The following is a 14,624-nucleotide window of genomic DNA, read 5'->3' as shown; positions in this document are numbered from 1 at the left end:
TAAAACTCACCCACAGAGTTATCACCCACCAACACACAGCTAGGATATTTCCAAGTAATTGCCGAACCTGTTTCTACTTGAGTCCAGGAAATCTTGGAATTTACGCCCTGACACAAACCGCGCTTGGTGACAAAGTTGTAAATACCGCCTTTACCGTTAGCATCTCCAGCGTACCAATTTTGGACGGTGGAATATTTAATTTCGGCGTTATCCAGAGCGACAAGTTCCACAACGGCCGCGTGCAGCTGGTTGCTGTCATACATCGGTGCGGTGCAACCTTCGAGGTAAGAAACATAACTACCTTCTTCGGCGACAATCAAAGTCCGCTCAAATTGTCCCGTATCACCAGAGTTGATGCGGAAGTAGGTAGACAGTTCCATTGGGCATTTCACGCCTTTAGGAATATAGACAAAAGAACCATCGCTAAATACAGCGGCGTTCAAGGCGGCAAAATAATTGTCAGCGATGGGAACAACGCTACCCAAGTATTTTTTAATCAGTTCTGGGTGTTCTTGCAACGCTTCCGAAAACGAACAGAAAATAACACCATCTTCCGCTAGCTTTTCTTTAAATGTAGTAGCGACAGAAACGCTATCGAAAATTGCATCGACGGCGACGTTTGCCAGTCGCTTCTGTTCAGATAGAGAAATGCCTAACTTCTCGAAGGTTTCTAAAAGGGTTGGATCGACTTCATCCAAACTGTTTAGTTTTTCTTTCTTACGTTTCGGTGCTGAGTAATAAATGATATCCTGATAATTTATTGGCGGATACTTGACATTAGGCCAAGTTGGTTCCGTCATTTTTTGCCACTGGCGATAAGCTCTGAGGCGAAAGTCCAGCATGAACTGTGGCTCGTTCTTCTTAGATGAGATCAAGCGAACAACGTCCTCGTCTAGTCCACGCGGAATAGTGTCGGCTTCAATATCTGTAATAAAGCCGTACTTGTAGGGTTGGTTGACTAAGGTTTTGACAGTGGCACTCATCAGTAATAATCTCTCGTGTTCTGAACTCTTTTAGGATGGGAGACGGGCTGCGGCTAACCGATTTCCATCTCCCGTTACGGAATGGTTACACGCCTGCTAGAATAGTGGTGGAGAGTAAAACAACAGCTATGTTGTTTAATCTATCTTCATTTTACGCTAAATTAACAACAACAATGTTGTCAAAGTCAAATTTTGAAATAAATTTTTGGGACGTTCGCTGAACGTCTTGCACCAACCATAAGATGGCGACTACCCACCAGTCCTCAACCAAGCAAGATATCCTAGAATATCTGCACAAACACGAAAAAGCAACGGCTTTGGAGCTAGCTGAACTTTTAGACGTTACCCCCCAAGCGATTCGTCGCCATCTCAAAGATTTGGAGACGGAGGAGCTAGTTTTGTATTCGACATCAGTGCAGGCGGCGGGGATGGGGCGTCCGCAGCATCTTTATCAACTGAGTCGTCAGGGACGCGATCGCTTGCACCGAACAATGAGCGATCGCTTTGGTGATGGCCACGGAAATTTTGCGGTTTCGCTGCTAGACACCTTAGCCGAAACGGTAGGACACGACCAATTTAAATCGATTTTAGAGAAACAGTGGCAGCGCAAAGCCAAAGAATACCGCGATCGCGTCGGTAATGGTTCACTGCGAGAACGTGTAGCTAACTTAGTAGAGTTGAGAAAAGCGGAAGGGTTCATGGCAGAGTATTACCCTGTTGATGTGAATGACTCCTTTGAGAGCGATCGCTTTATCTTAATGGAGCATAACTGCGCCATTTCCAACGTTGCCGAGTCTTTTCCCAGCATCTGTGGTCACGAATTAGAAATGTTTGCAGCCGTCTTATCAGATTGTACCGTAGAACGCACCCACTGGATTATCGATGGCGAACATCGTTGTGGCTATTTGGTACAAATTCGTCATTAGCCATTAATTCTTTGTCATTTGTCCTTTGTCCTTTTTTTAATAACTAATACCCAATGCCCAATACCCAACTAAAGAGATAGCATTTCATTTATGGATGTACCAACACAGCAACCATCAACACAATTTTTAACCCTGGAAGAGTCAGCAAAAGTAGATGCGGCTTTGTTGTCTTCCCCAGAAAAGTTTTTGACAAGATTGACAATTTCATCACTTAAGCTTTTGAAGCATATTGCTCAAGAGTACGGTGTTGCTATTGAAGATTTGACAGCACATCAAGTAATTGCCTGGTTTGAAAAAGATGGCAAAATTCGACGTGAACAAGGCATTGAAGGTTCATACCTGAAATGGTGAAGTGTGGTACTAAAGTTTGCATTTCGGATATAGCCTAAAAGTAGCTCTACATAACACCAACAGTAATAACCTCCTGTTCTATCTATATCTGTGGTTAATTTTTTCTGTACCTTACCTATGTAGGAACCACTATAAACAAAAAGCACCTTAAAAAAGGTGCTTTTAAAGTTAAAGTTGATACCATTTTGTTTGTCAAACAATTATTTAAGCATTGTAATTATTAGCCCGAGGACTACGAGCACCAGTTGCAGCTCCAATCATTGAGGCTATTAAACCCAACAAAGAACCAAACACAAACCACCACAATCCCGAACGTAAATTAGCTGCTGCATCACGAGCTTGTTGGGCACTGATGTTTGCTTGTGGTACATTAACACCACCTTGCTGTTGTACCTGGTTTATGACTTCCCCAGCGTTAGAAGCAGCAACACCAAAAGCACCAGATACTCCGTTTGCTAACAGCCATGAGCTAACTGCTAAAGTCGTTGCCCAAAGAATTGCACCGTTAAGGAGAGCTGTATTGCGGTTCATCGGCCCACAAGCACGGGCTGTAACCCAACCACCAGTAAATAGGGAAATTAGTAAAGCGATAGTTGACCAAAGCCCCGCATTTCCTGCAGCGTTAGGGGCAATTGTTCTGGGTGCACCCGAACCTTCAACTGCGCCTGCGGCAAAAGCACCAATTATAGCACTCAAAATTAATTGAGTAGCTAAAGCAACCAACAAACCAGAAATAATCGGCCCCCAGCGAACAAGATCATGATACTCACTTACTCGGCCTGCTACCACAGACTCAGTAGGAATAACGTCATTACCTGTCCGATTTACGTATGACATAACTTATGTTCTCCAGTGCTGTTTCAGCAAAGCTTATCTCAGGTATATTCATGTTTATGCTTAAAATTAAATAGCTAAATCATCTACTTTTATCTCTATCAATAGAAATATTTTATAAGTATATCTTTGGTCATAAAAAGCAGATTATATTAATAAATTTTAATATAATATCTAATATCTAATATCTAAATAATTTTTTAGAACAGAAATTTTCATTAAATTTTTTAAATTAAAACACAATTAATTATTAACCTTTATGAGAAACCAGCTTTAATTAGCGTAGGCAATTAGACTTAAGAGAAAATTTTGTACCGATTGTCAAAAATAAGGATAATCAAAAATTAACGCATCCTCACAGCAGTACCTGTAGCAGTAATCAGCAAAAGAACTCCTGATTGGTCAAGATTGATTGTGCCAGTATCAATTTCAATACCAATGACAGCATTTGCTCCTAAACGTTGTGCTCGTTGTTCTAATTCTTCTAATGCTTTGCGTTGACCCTGCTCAAATAGACGCTCATAGCTACCAGTGCGTCCACCAATAATATCTCGAATACCCGCTAAAAAATCCCGCAAAAAATTACTACCGTAGACTACTTCTGCTGTCACAATGCCTAAATATGACTCAATAACGGCTCCTTGAATCACATCAGTAGTAGTTATAATCATAAGTTAGCCTCCTAGATGGCATATAGGTTGATATTTCTTATCAGAATACACATACAAAACTAGTTTGTGCTCATACAAGCTTGATAAACAATCTCTCATACTATTTTAGATTGCAATCGCATTTGCACTCTCACCTACTGGCTAAAATCTAGCATTTTAAAAAACATTTAACTTGTTAAAGTTATCTTACCGTGTAATGTCCAAAAAAGGATATAAATGCCTGGATGGCGACTTCCTAAAGGGTAGTATAAAAGAGTGAATAATTGGATACAGAGTCAGCAAACTATTTAAGAAAGCAACAAACAAGAATGAATCTTAAATCTTGTGAAATTGGTGTATCGCTTTCTAAAATTAAGCTAGATGACTGTTGGATTTTTATGAGTGACACGTATAACTACTGATAAAAAAAGTGTCATTTTGCTAGTCTACGGATTTATATGTAAGTAACTTCATCTAAACTTGATATCTTACACTTCATCATTCAGTAAAAACTCTGTAATGTGGCGCTAATGTAAAGGAGAGAGTCAATGAATTATTAACATCTTAATTAATACGAAGAAATACAGTTTTCAAAAGTCTATATTTTTGTTTTAATGTACAAGAAAAAAGTCCTCTAAAATTTCAGGAAATTTACTGTGTACAAGCCAACATCAATTGTGCTGAGTGTGGTGTTATTAGGATGTTTTTCCTTGACTATACCTTCAGTGGCTCAAGCTCAGGTATTAGTGGCACAAGGCAAAAACCCAGAGTTAAAGCAACTACTAGAAGAAGGACGGAGGTTAGTGGATACAGGCGATTATGGTGGTGCGATCGCAGTTTATCAGCAAGCAGCTAGGCTAGATGCCAAGAATGCTAAAATTCATTCAGGTATTGGTTATTTATACGCACAACAGGGAAATTACCAGGCGGCATTAACAGCTTATCGTCGTGCGATCGCCATCAGCCCTAACAATAGTGATTTTTACTACGCGGTGGGTTACATCAAAGCGAATTTGGGCGACACGCGTGGGGCAAAAGAAGGCTACCGTCGGGCGATACAGCTGAACCGTAACAACGTTAATGCCTATTTAGGATTGGCTGTGACGCAATCTCGCATGGGAGACTATAATGCTGCTAGCTGGGCATACCAACAAGCAATCGAATTGGATAAGAACAACGCCCAGACTTATGAGTTAATGGGTTCGATGTATAAACAGCGCCGACAAACCAAACAAGCAAACAGCTTGCTTCAGAAAGCCCGTGACTTGTACAAGCGGCGCAATGACTCAGATGGCGTCAACAGGGTAGAAGCCATGCTGCGACAGTTAGGAGGATGAGGTTAATCTAACTGGCGTCCCGTTAATTCCACAAAAATATCTTCCAGATTAGAGGGACGCACCATCATTCCGGTTTTATCGGGCTGTTCATTCAAGTAGATATTTGCTGCTTCCAAAGATGGGAAAAACAGATATTCCCAACTACGAGCACCATCACTTCCCACTTCAGATACACCTAATTGTTTCATCACCAAACCTTCACCGTGAGCAGAACGCAGCTGTTGTAAAGTTCCTAAAGAAATTAGCTTACCGCTATCCATAATACCGATGCGCCCTGGCTTGGTAGAACCAAAAGCATCGCACAAAAATTCGACCTCATCCATATAATGGGTCGTTAGTAGCATTGTCATTCCCTGCTTATTCAAATCTCGAATAATTTCCCAGAGGCGTCGCCTAGTTTGGGGGTCTAGTCCTACCGTTGGTTCATCCAAAAACAGAATTTGCGGTTGATGCAATAAAGCTCTGGCAATTTGCAATCGTCGTTTCATACCCCCAGATAGGGTTTTGACCAAATCATTACGTTTTTCTGCTAACTCAACATACTCTAGCCATTGATTAATCAGTTTTTGTCGCTGTGGGTTGCTAATGTGATGTAGCCTCCCATGCAGTTCCATATTTTCCCAAACGCTTAAATCGTTATCCACACTTACTTGCTGCAAGACTACGCCAATACTCTGTTTTGCCAACATTGCTTGGCTTGTCACATCATATCCACCTACTTCTATCCGTCCTTGGGACGGTTTCGTTAGTGTAGTCAGCATCCGAATTGTGGTTGATTTACCCGCACCGTTCGGGCCGAGTAGAGCAAATATTTCCCCCGCTTCAATTTGGAATGACAGATCATTGACTACAGGTACATTGTTGTAAAACTTGTAGACATTTTCTAGAAAGACAGCAGCAGTCATAGTTATTTTGCTCCAATTAAAAATTTAATTTCTCTTGGCGATTATATCTAGAATGACTGCAATTAATGTATCTGGGTCTATTGGCTTGGCAACGTGCTGCTGAAATCCGGCGGCTAGAGCTTGTTGGCGATTAACTTCTCTAGCATAAGCCGAGATGGCTAAAGCCAAAATTTGTCCACCTTGTTCGGGTGGCATGGCTCGAATTTGTCGAATCAGCATATAGCCATCCATATCTGGCATTCCAATGTCACTCAACAAAATATCTGGTGGTGATTGCTCTACGGCTTGCAGTGCTTCTATTGCCGATGTCACAATACAAACCTCTGCTCCCGCCTGTTCAAGAACAAAACCCAAAAAATCACGGATATCTTCATCATCATCAACAATTAGTAACCGTATTCCTGTCAGAGGTGAGGTGTTAAAAGTAAAAAATGAGGAGTTCTCTTGGACTTTTTCGCTAGAACCTTGTGCTTTCATCAAAGGAAACCTGACATTAAAGATGGCTCCCTGTCCTTCTCCAGGACTGTCTACTTGAACAGTACCTCCATGCAGTTCAACTAGATGACGGACGATCGCCAACCCCAACCCTAGTCCGCCAAACTTCCTAGTTGTTGTCGCATCCGCCTGACGAAAGGATTCAAACACGTAGGGCAGAAAGTCTGGATTAATACCTTTACCTGTATCGCTAACAGTAATTTGAGCCTGCGAGTCTTGGCACTCTAGCCGAATTTCAACCCGTCCACCAGCGAAACTAAATTTTACAGCGTTACTAAGCAAATTCCAAATCACTTGCTGTAAACGAGCAGAATCTCCCAAAATCTGCCCAATTTTTGGGTCAAATACTCTCTTAATTTGAATTGACTTCGCTTCTGCTGCTAAACGCACGGTTTCAATAGCCGCTTCAATCGTCGATACCAAGTTAACAGGAGCCATTTCTAAATTGAGTTTGCCAGACAAAATGCGAGAGACATCTAACAAATCTTCAATTAATTGTGCCTGGAGTTTGGCATTGCGCTCAATTGTTTCCAAAGCAATAGCCGTTCTTGCGGCATTTAATGTTCCATTGCGAAGCAACCTAGACCAACCCAAAATAGGATTGAGGGGCGATCGCAATTCATGTGATAGCACTGCCAAAAACTCATCTTTAATTCGATTCGCTGTCTGAGCTTGTTCACGCGCAGCTTGCTCACGCAAAAAAAGTTGTTCGCGTTCAGTTTCTGCTTGCTTTTGCTTGGTAATATCCCGTGAGACGACTAAGAGTTGTGCAATAATTCCTGATGCATTTCGGACGGAAGTAATAATTACATCCCACCACTTCGGCTTACCCTTTGCTGTGGGGCAATAACCCTGAAATTGACCAACATTACCTATTTTGGCCGCAGCGATCGCTGAAGCGGCATTTTCTCGGTCTTCGCCTTCCCAAAAACTAATCCACTCGGCGTTATGAAAGGACGCAGGATCATCAATTTCTAGAAGATGTAGCCCGCCTTGATTCAAGTAGAGTACCCGCCCATCTAACGTTAAAACTTTGATGCAATCATGACTGCTATCCAAAATTCGTTGCTTTAACTCTTCACTTTCTCGTAGGGCTGCTTCGGCAAGTTGGCGTTGCGTAGCTTGCTGATAGGCATCGCTGATATCCTTGAAAAGGACAGCGACTTGTCGGTGCTGCGGCTGCCCAATGCGAAATGCAAAAACGTCGAACCAACGTTGTAGGGCAATAGCGCGATTCTCAAAGCGCATGGATTCGCCCGTCATGGCGACTTTGCCGTAAATTTCAAACCAATGCTTTTCCAGATTTGGAGCTAGATCGCGTATCGTTTTGCCTTGTACGTCTTTGAGTCCCGTTTGTTTCTCAAAGGACGGATTGATTTCTAAAAAGCGGTAATCGTTCGGCCTGTCGTTTTCATCAAACAGCATTTCGATCACGCAAAATCCTTCGTCAATGGACTCAAACAGTGTTCGATAGCGTTCCTCAGATCGGCGTAAGGCAGATTCTGCAAGTTTTTGCTCACTAATATCTGTGCAGGTGCCATACCAGCGAATAATTTGACTGTTTTCATTCAGTATTGGTAAAGCACGGGTGAGATGCCAACGATAGGTTCCATCTGCCTGTCTCAAGCGATGTTCAACCTCGTAGTTTGTGACCATTTGAACGGCTTGAGTCCATGCCAAGATAGTGTGTTCTTGTTCCTCTGGATGGATGAGGCTCTGCCAACAGAACCCCTGGATTTGCTCTAGCGTCAACCCAGTGTAATCAAGCCAGCGAGGGCTGTAATAATCTACCCGACCAATTGCATCAGCCGTCCATACCATTTGAGGAATGAACTCAGCCAGAAAACGAAAACGTTCCTGACTCGCAACAAGGCGCACTCGCCCTAACTCTAAATTGGCGGCAACCCGTGCCAGTAATTCCCTTCGGCTGAATGGCTTCACCAAATAATCATCTGCCCCAGACTCCAATCCCTCGATTGCCGATTCTTCTCCAGCCCTGGCAGACAGTAGCAAAATGGGAATTTCGCGCGTTCTTAAATCACTCCGTAAATGCCGCAGCAACTCAATGCCATCCATTCCTGGCATCATGACATCACTGAGGATTAAATCAGGTGGATCGTTGTATGTGGCAGCTAGAGCGGTTTCACCATCAATTGCCACGTCCACTTTGTAGTACTCGCTAAGAATCCGTCGCAAATAATTCCGCATATCGGTGTTGTCATCCACGAGCAGAATCCGGGCAGAAGAAGTAGGGGAGAATTCTTCCTCCTCAAGAGTTTCTTTCGGGAGCCACCCTAAAGCTTCCTCAACATAAGACATTCCTCCAGAATCAGTATAAACACTGCTTTGGCTAGTATTAATGCAATCCAAGGGTAAGTGAGCCGTTCCAGTTGGCAATTGAACAGTAAAGGTACTGCCTTGACCAAAGGTGCTGTCAACGGTGATTGTCCCACCATGCATCTGGACTAATTCTTGCACTAGCGACAGCCCAATGCCCGTGCCTTCAAAGGTGCGACCTTTGACACCTTTAACTCGATAAAACCGCTCAAATAACCGGGGAACCTCATCTGCCGGAATCCCAGTACCAGTATCACGCACTACCAATGATACTATCATGCCAACTGGGCGCAAAGAAACTGCAATCTCTCCAACAAAGGTAAACTTCAATGCATTGGAGAGCAGATTTAACACAATCTTCTCCCACATTTGGCGATCTACGTAAACGGGTTCTGCTAGGGGAGGACAATCCACAATTAATTGCAGTCTTGCCGAGTCAGCAGCAGACCGGAAAATACTTGCTAGTTCTGCGGTATACGTGGCTAAATCGATTGGTTCATAACTAGCTATGGTGCGTCCGGCTTCAATGCGCGAGAAATCTAACAGCGTATTAACTAGTTTGAGCAACCGTGTGCCATTGCGCTGCACCATCTCCAAATTTGCTTGGGCTTTGGCTGGAAGAATTCCGTTTAATTCGGTTAATGTCTCTTTCAGTGGCGACAACATCAGCGTTAGGGGAGTGCGAAATTCGTGGCTGACGTTGTTGAAGAAGGTCGTTTTGGCTCGATCCAGTTCTGCTAGTGCTTCCAGTCGCTTGCGTTCTTCTTCATAAGCACGGGCATTAGCGATCGCGATTGTCATGTTACCTACGAGCAAATCGAAGAACTTTCGGTAATCATCCTCAAAAGATAGGTAGGGATTGATACCCAATACCAGCAATCCAAAAATTTGTTTTTCTCCAGGTGGGATCAGAGGCACGACCCAAGCAGCAGAGGGGGGTTTGTCCCAAGCTCCTGTTGGCAGAGCTTCAAACCGAGTTGTCAAATCATCGACGATTGCTGCTTCCCCGGTATGATAAACTTGTGTGAGTTTCCAGGCATCGCTGTGTTGAGTTAAATTCACTCTCGATGGAGTTGCTTCTGTTTCCTCGATGGGAGTAGTTGCAACCAACTTTGCACTGCTGCCGTCTGCCTCCACCTGATATAGCATGGCAAACGGTATATCATGAGAATTTGTTGCTAAGGCTTGAATTGCAGACAGACAAGCCGCTTCTGTGGTCTTTGCTTGAGCCTCCCTACTTAGTAAACTCAGGGTTTGTAAACGGCGATCGCCTAGCACTCGTCCTGTTGTTTCACTAACAATGCAAAAGACTCCGCCAACTTTCCCGCTTTCATCTCGCACAGGGTCGTAGGAGACATCGAAGTAAGTTTCCTCAATATAACCGTGTCGATTCAGGAAAAATAAATGATCTTGCGCCCAAAATGCAACTCCTGTGGCAACAACTCCCTTGAGTAAAGGTTCTACAACATTCCAGGCTTCGCTCCACGCTTCATGAGCAGGGCGACCGAGTGCCCAAGGATGTTTTGAGGCAAGGGCAGGGCGATAGGCATCGTTATAAATCGTGATTAATTCCGAACCCCAGAAGAGGCATATTTGAGCTTTAGAAGCTAGCAAGATGCTAATGGCACTCCGTAAGCTCTGGGGCCAATCAGCCACATAACCTAAAGCAGTCTGCGACCAATCGAGCGATCGCATCAGCCTGCCAATTTCGCCACCTTCAATAAAAACACTGTTAACAGCTATACCTTCTTCTTCAGGTGCCATCGCTGCTAGTCTTGATTGCTAAAGTATTTGGTTAACAGGTTTTCACCTGGTTCTCCAATATTATTATGTAACAATTTTTTAATCTGCTTGAGTGCTAGAGGAATTGGTCTGTTTCTTCCATTCTCCCATCGATTGACACTGTGAAAGGACACACCAACTTTGCTAGCAAAATCAACTTGAGACAGTTGCAGTAGCTCTACTTAGTCATTCGTGAACAACAAAATTCCCGACTTCTCCAAGAAATCGGGAATCTAAAATTTTAACTTTCACAAATTAAATAGGATTCATATAGCGATTTTGATAGTAAGCCAAAATTTGGTTAACTCTTTGCCGACTTTCTGAACCAGAGTTTGCTGTCCACGAGATACACAAGCCACCAATTTGACTTTGATTGTAATCAAACTCTTGGGATGACTGGGGAATTAAATCCACTTCTACCCCTTCGACTTGATGTAAATGAGCTGCTATCTCTCTATAAACAGCTAAAGGCAAACCAGCGAATTCAATTTTTTCCTTAGTCTCCATCTTTATGAAGCTCCAACATTTAAAGGATTTGAGGGAGGCGTTGTCACTGAAACAGGATTGCCGCTAGCAGATGCAGCGGACGGCGTTGAATTAACAGCCCCTTCTCCTACCATTTTGGCAACTTCAATACCATATTGTTCCAGAATCACGATCGGATTGTAGCCCTGATTCATTTCAATACGCTTAACTAGTACGCCATTTGCTAATCGCTGTCCCGCCTGCACATAGCGACTCGTCGGCTCATCCGGTACTTTGATAATTGCCTGTGGTTCTTTACTAATTAGAACTACACCAGTCACAACAACTGCTTTTGCTAACTCAGGTTGTGCTGGCGGTGGCAATACAGATATTAAAGCTGGGTTGGGGACAACTTGAGGCAAAACTTTAGGTAAGACTGAAATCAAACTAGGATTGACTTTTTTTGGTACAGAAGCAATCTTATTTTTTTTCTGATTTAAAGCTATGTTGGGTGTTGGAAGTTTTCGGACTGTTAGGGATGCAGTAGGTAGCTTAGGCAACATGGGAACAGGTCTTCCAACTGTTTTAGGCATTTCGGGAGTCTGCCCGAAAAGTTGTGCAAACGGGTCAGTTCGGTCTTTTGATACCTGAACAAACCGTGCCCGCTCTGTAGCATTAGTGGATTGAATCAAGTTAGCAGATGCAGGGGTAACTTGTGAAACCTCTTTGGCAGGTATCACTGGATTCTTAAAGGATTGAGTCGTTGATGGCGACTTTGCTACTATTTTGGGAATTGGCGCAGGATTAATGGCTTGTGGTGTATCTTCAGAAGCACATCCAGCGATCGCCAAAGTTAAAATAGCTGCAATTGTAATTTTTAAATTTCTGCCCATGAGCTATTCTCAAAAGCCATTGAAAAATTGGAAAGTTGAAATTAACATGCCTAAAATTTGTATCAAAGGCAAAGTATGTTCCCTTTATAACTTAACTTTTTAAATTTTGAGGGTTATTTTTAGCACTGCCTCCTGGGCATAACTGCGGCTTGATGTTTATGCAATCAATCTTCTGCCACACCCATAAGCTGTTTCATCAAATCCAGACCTTTTTTAACTCTACGGGAAACTGTTACTACACTAATTCCCAGATGTTCTGCAACTTGTTTTTGTGTTAAATCCTGTAAAAACACACATTCCAACACATCGCGAGTGCGTTGTTCTAGCTGAACCAATGCTTGTTGCAAGCGAAGTTGGTCTTCTTGTACTAGTTGAAAGCTGCGATAGTTAGGATCTGGAACTAATTCTCCCAAACAAGTAGAGCCTTCTTCTCCATCTTGGATTGGCACATCGAGACTCAAGGGAGCGCGATTTATCCATGCTAATTTAATTTCTTGCCATTCGTTTGAAGAAATTTCCAGTGCTGTTGCTAATTCCGAGTCTGTTGGTTGACGATTATGCTTTTCACGCCAAGAACGTGACACTCCTATTGCTTGCTGTTGCAGTGCTAACCACTTGCGAGGAATTCGCACAGTGACACCTTTATCTCGGAGATAGTGTTGAATTTCACCCCGAATATAGGGAAGAGCATAAGAACTAAAGGCATGTCCCTTGGAAAGTTCAAATTTTTCAATAGCCCTGATTAAACCCAAAGATCCAACCTGGAGCAAATCATCGTAAGTTTCATGACATTGATTCGTCCAGTAGTGAGCTTCTTTTCTCACAAGTCCAATATTGAGTTTTACCAGCTTATTGCGAATATTTCCTGACGGAGATTGCTGATATTCTCGCAACAACTGCCAAATTTCATGTTTCAGTTCATTGGTTGTTGTGGTAGGCATAGCACCATGTTCATTAAGTAAATCAACAATTAATTTCTCTGTTTTAAACTCAGCTGCGATGGCGTACCCGCCCGCCGGAGGTGATAGCACGACATCAATATCAATATCGTGCTATATGCCTTAGCAAATTCTCTGGTAGATAACAACGTTTTTCTAAAGAAAATTCCATAGACTTGCTTGACAATCGAGCAAAGTTTAAATAAGCAAAATCGGTATGTTCTGTAGCTGTTTTTAGGACTACATAGAAATAAAATATAAAATTATTTACCAAATATAAAACCGAGATTGTACTTAACTTTAATTAATTAATGCTGAAGCTAATTTCTATAAACAAAACAACAGTAGCCACAATTTTATTGGATAAGCAAAAGTTTGATTTACAGTAAAATTACCTGTTCATTAAATTAAAATTCATCCAATAATTAAAAATTACTAATAATTTGCAGAAAATAATACGTAAATTTACGCAAAAAGATACAACAAAAGGCATCTAACCCTTTGTTGTATTTAAAGTTTCCTCCCTTATATTTGTAAAAAATAGCTAAAAAAGGCAGGGCTGTTTCATTCTTTAAAAGCCTCTTGAAAAGCTGGGAACAAGGGAAGGAAGAATTTTTCTCTTGTCTCCCCTTGAACCTTTGTCTCTTTTCGTCACTGTAATGCTTTTATAGGAATGAAACAGTCCTGAAAAATGGGGGCAAAAAAGTTAACTTTTGTTATGAAACTTGATGCTTACAGAATTGTAGTTCTGAATGCCAGTCAGTTACCTAACTCTAGAGAGTTTAGCCACGAGTCGGTTCAACCCGTGCAAAAAATAGACCGCGAATCTTAACTTCTTTAGGTTCGCCAGCACCTAAATCTGTATCAGATGGCTGTTCGCTCTCGAAAGTACCAGCAATTTCACCACTAGAGCTATCGATTTTAGCGATTTGCAATGAAATCTTGCCATTAAGATTTTCAGCACGCTTGACGTTAGTGCGGGTAAGTTCTTCATCATCTGCTTGGGCGGGGAGAGCCACAGCATTATCGTAGCCACTAACGACACCACGACCCTTTGGATCTAGGAAGGCAGCACCACGATAAGAAGGAACTTTGAAAGTGCCTTCAAAGTCCGTAGAGGTGTTAATGCTGCTCAAACTGGGTTGGGTTTGAGCAACCAAGTTTTTGATGGTGAAGAGGAAAGGTACTCGCTCACCACCAGGAAGTTGCACAGTGATGGCTTGGAAATCAAGACCATCAGTTTCCTCAAAGGTGAGGCTATTATCTGGGTTAATTTTTAGGTTGCCTTGCACCTGATCAATGGTGGAAGTGTATCTGGTCAACAATTTGCCAGCAACAAATTCTGCTTGTTGGCGTTTATTCGCAGGTTCTTCTTTGATAAAGAAGCTAGTTGGTTCTAAGCAAAGTTCTTTGATGGCATAAGACTGGCTAGAATCAATGGGAATGGAGCCACGGCTTGTTTCTGCTAGTTGGGGGCATTTGTTAGCCAAGCCAGTGCCGCGAATTTGATCGTAAGTGAGTACATCTCTACCACTACTAACAGCAGGAGCATCACTACAAGCAGTTATTAGCCCCAGGCACAAAGCCAAGAATGCAACAATTAAAGCGCGATACCTCATGGTCAACCTCAATCTCAAAAATTAATATCTAAGTTGTAAAACTGCATCGAAGCTTTGATCTTTGACGAGAAGCCATCCTTTATCGGACATTGTATTGCTCTGATTGCAA

General features: G+C 42.5%; 13 protein-coding genes. 3 read left to right on the top strand and 10 right to left on the bottom strand.

All coding sequences use genetic code 11. The annotated features are described in order from the left end of the window. A partial coding sequence (gene sufB / locus V7K25_RS00955) for a Fe-S cluster assembly protein SufB (RefSeq protein WP_335154261.1) occupies window positions 1–983 on the bottom strand: 983 nt, incomplete at its 3' end. A gap of 242 nt (window positions 984–1,225) precedes the next feature. On the opposite strand from sufB, the gene sufR reads away from it, so the two are divergent. Together sufR and V7K25_RS00945 are read left to right on the top strand one after the other, a co-directional pair. Beyond that, window positions 1,226–1,909, top strand: a complete 684-nt coding sequence (gene sufR / locus V7K25_RS00950; protein WP_335154259.1) for an iron-sulfur cluster biosynthesis transcriptional regulator SufR — start codon at window positions 1,226–1,228, stop codon at window positions 1,907–1,909. Window positions 1,910–1,999: 90 nt separating this feature from the next. Next, window positions 2,000–2,260: a hypothetical protein gene (locus V7K25_RS00945; RefSeq protein ID WP_335154257.1), complete on the top strand. Its 261-nt coding sequence runs from the start codon at window positions 2,000–2,002 to the stop codon at window positions 2,258–2,260. A 204-nt stretch (window positions 2,261–2,464) separates the two neighbouring features. Here the strand turns inward: V7K25_RS00945 and V7K25_RS00940 are convergent, their stop codons facing one another. Together V7K25_RS00940 and V7K25_RS00935 are read right to left on the bottom strand one after the other, a co-directional pair. Continuing rightward, complete coding sequence (locus V7K25_RS00940; protein WP_335154255.1) at window positions 2,465–3,097, bottom strand: hypothetical protein; 633 nt, start codon at window positions 3,095–3,097, stop codon at window positions 2,465–2,467. Between the two features lie 341 nt (window positions 3,098–3,438). Further along, window positions 3,439–3,765 (bottom strand): YbjQ family protein, encoded by a 327-nt coding sequence (locus V7K25_RS00935; protein ID WP_100900674.1) that lies wholly within the window; start codon window positions 3,763–3,765, stop codon window positions 3,439–3,441. 635 nt (window positions 3,766–4,400) lie between these two features. Between V7K25_RS00935 and V7K25_RS00930 the strand changes: the two genes are divergently transcribed. Beyond that, window positions 4,401–5,081, top strand: a complete 681-nt coding sequence (locus V7K25_RS00930) for a tetratricopeptide repeat protein (protein ID WP_335154253.1) — start codon at window positions 4,401–4,403, stop codon at window positions 5,079–5,081. Between the two features lie 2 nt (window positions 5,082–5,083). Here the strand turns inward: V7K25_RS00930 and V7K25_RS00925 are convergent, their stop codons facing one another. The 7 genes from V7K25_RS00925 to V7K25_RS00895 all read right to left on the bottom strand — a co-directional run bounded on the left by V7K25_RS00925 (window position 5,084) and on the right by V7K25_RS00895 (window position 14,515). Next, on the bottom strand, window positions 5,084–5,986 hold the full coding sequence (locus V7K25_RS00925) for an ABC transporter ATP-binding protein (RefSeq protein ID WP_335154251.1): 903 nt from the start codon (window positions 5,984–5,986) through the stop codon (window positions 5,084–5,086). 24 nt (window positions 5,987–6,010) lie between these two features. After that, window positions 6,011–10,582 carry an ATP-binding protein gene (locus V7K25_RS00920; RefSeq protein ID WP_335154249.1) on the bottom strand — a complete coding sequence of 1,524 codons (4,572 nt, stop codon included), beginning with the start codon at window positions 10,580–10,582 and terminating at the stop codon, window positions 6,011–6,013. A 5-nt stretch (window positions 10,583–10,587) separates the two neighbouring features. Next, entirely contained in the window at window positions 10,588–10,767 is a 180-nt protein-coding gene (locus V7K25_RS00915) for a helix-turn-helix domain-containing protein (RefSeq protein ID WP_335154268.1), read from the bottom strand. An 88-nt stretch (window positions 10,768–10,855) separates the two neighbouring features. Continuing rightward, entirely contained in the window at window positions 10,856–11,107 is a 252-nt protein-coding gene (locus V7K25_RS00910) for a hypothetical protein (protein WP_118167788.1), read from the bottom strand. Window positions 11,108–11,109: 2 nt separating this feature from the next. Then, the gene (locus V7K25_RS00905) at window positions 11,110–11,958 is read right to left on the bottom strand and encodes a hypothetical protein (protein ID WP_335154246.1); all 849 of its coding nucleotides are present in this window, start codon (window positions 11,956–11,958) and stop codon (window positions 11,110–11,112) included. A 164-nt stretch (window positions 11,959–12,122) separates the two neighbouring features. Continuing rightward, window positions 12,123–12,899, bottom strand: a complete 777-nt coding sequence (locus tag V7K25_RS00900) for an RNA polymerase sigma factor SigF (protein ID WP_335154266.1) — start codon at window positions 12,897–12,899, stop codon at window positions 12,123–12,125. Window positions 12,900–13,678: 779 nt separating this feature from the next. Continuing rightward, window positions 13,679–14,515, bottom strand: a complete 837-nt coding sequence (locus tag V7K25_RS00895; protein WP_335154244.1) for a photosystem II manganese-stabilizing polypeptide — start codon at window positions 14,513–14,515, stop codon at window positions 13,679–13,681. Between the last annotated feature and the right edge of the window lie 109 nt (window positions 14,516–14,624).

It is taken from the genome of Nostoc sp. (genome assembly GCF_036919495.1).
Taxonomy (GTDB): Bacteria; Cyanobacteriota; Cyanobacteriia; order Cyanobacteriales; family Nostocaceae; genus Nostoc.
Note: the sequence above shows the minus strand (reverse complement) of the source record. Positions and strands in the feature narration are given on the sequence as shown.

Bases quoted from the DNA above. Each gene is read 5' to 3' on its own strand.
- V7K25_RS00940 (WP_335154255.1), bottom strand. From the start codon at position 3,097: ATGTCATACGTAAATCGGACAGGTAATGACGTTATTCCTACTGAGTCT.
- V7K25_RS00945 (WP_335154257.1), top strand. From the start codon at position 2,000: ATGGATGTACCAACACAGCAACCATCAACACAATTTTTAACCCTGGAA.
- V7K25_RS00910 (WP_118167788.1), bottom strand. From the start codon at position 11,107: ATGGAGACTAAGGAAAAAATTGAATTCGCTGGTTTGCCTTTAGCTGTT.
- V7K25_RS00905 (WP_335154246.1), bottom strand. From the start codon at position 11,958: ATGGGCAGAAATTTAAAAATTACAATTGCAGCTATTTTAACTTTGGCG.
- V7K25_RS00935 (WP_100900674.1), bottom strand. From the start codon at position 3,765: ATGATTATAACTACTACTGATGTGATTCAAGGAGCCGTTATTGAGTCA.
- V7K25_RS00925 (WP_335154251.1), bottom strand. From the start codon at position 5,986: ATGACTGCTGCTGTCTTTCTAGAAAATGTCTACAAGTTTTACAACAAT.
- V7K25_RS00900 (WP_335154266.1), bottom strand. From the start codon at position 12,899: ATGCCTACCACAACAACCAATGAACTGAAACATGAAATTTGGCAGTTG.
- sufR (WP_335154259.1), top strand. From the start codon at position 1,226: ATGGCGACTACCCACCAGTCCTCAACCAAGCAAGATATCCTAGAATAT.
- V7K25_RS00920 (WP_335154249.1), bottom strand. From the start codon at position 10,582: ATGGCACCTGAAGAAGAAGGTATAGCTGTTAACAGTGTTTTTATTGAA.
- V7K25_RS00895 (WP_335154244.1), bottom strand. From the start codon at position 14,515: ATGAGGTATCGCGCTTTAATTGTTGCATTCTTGGCTTTGTGCCTGGGG.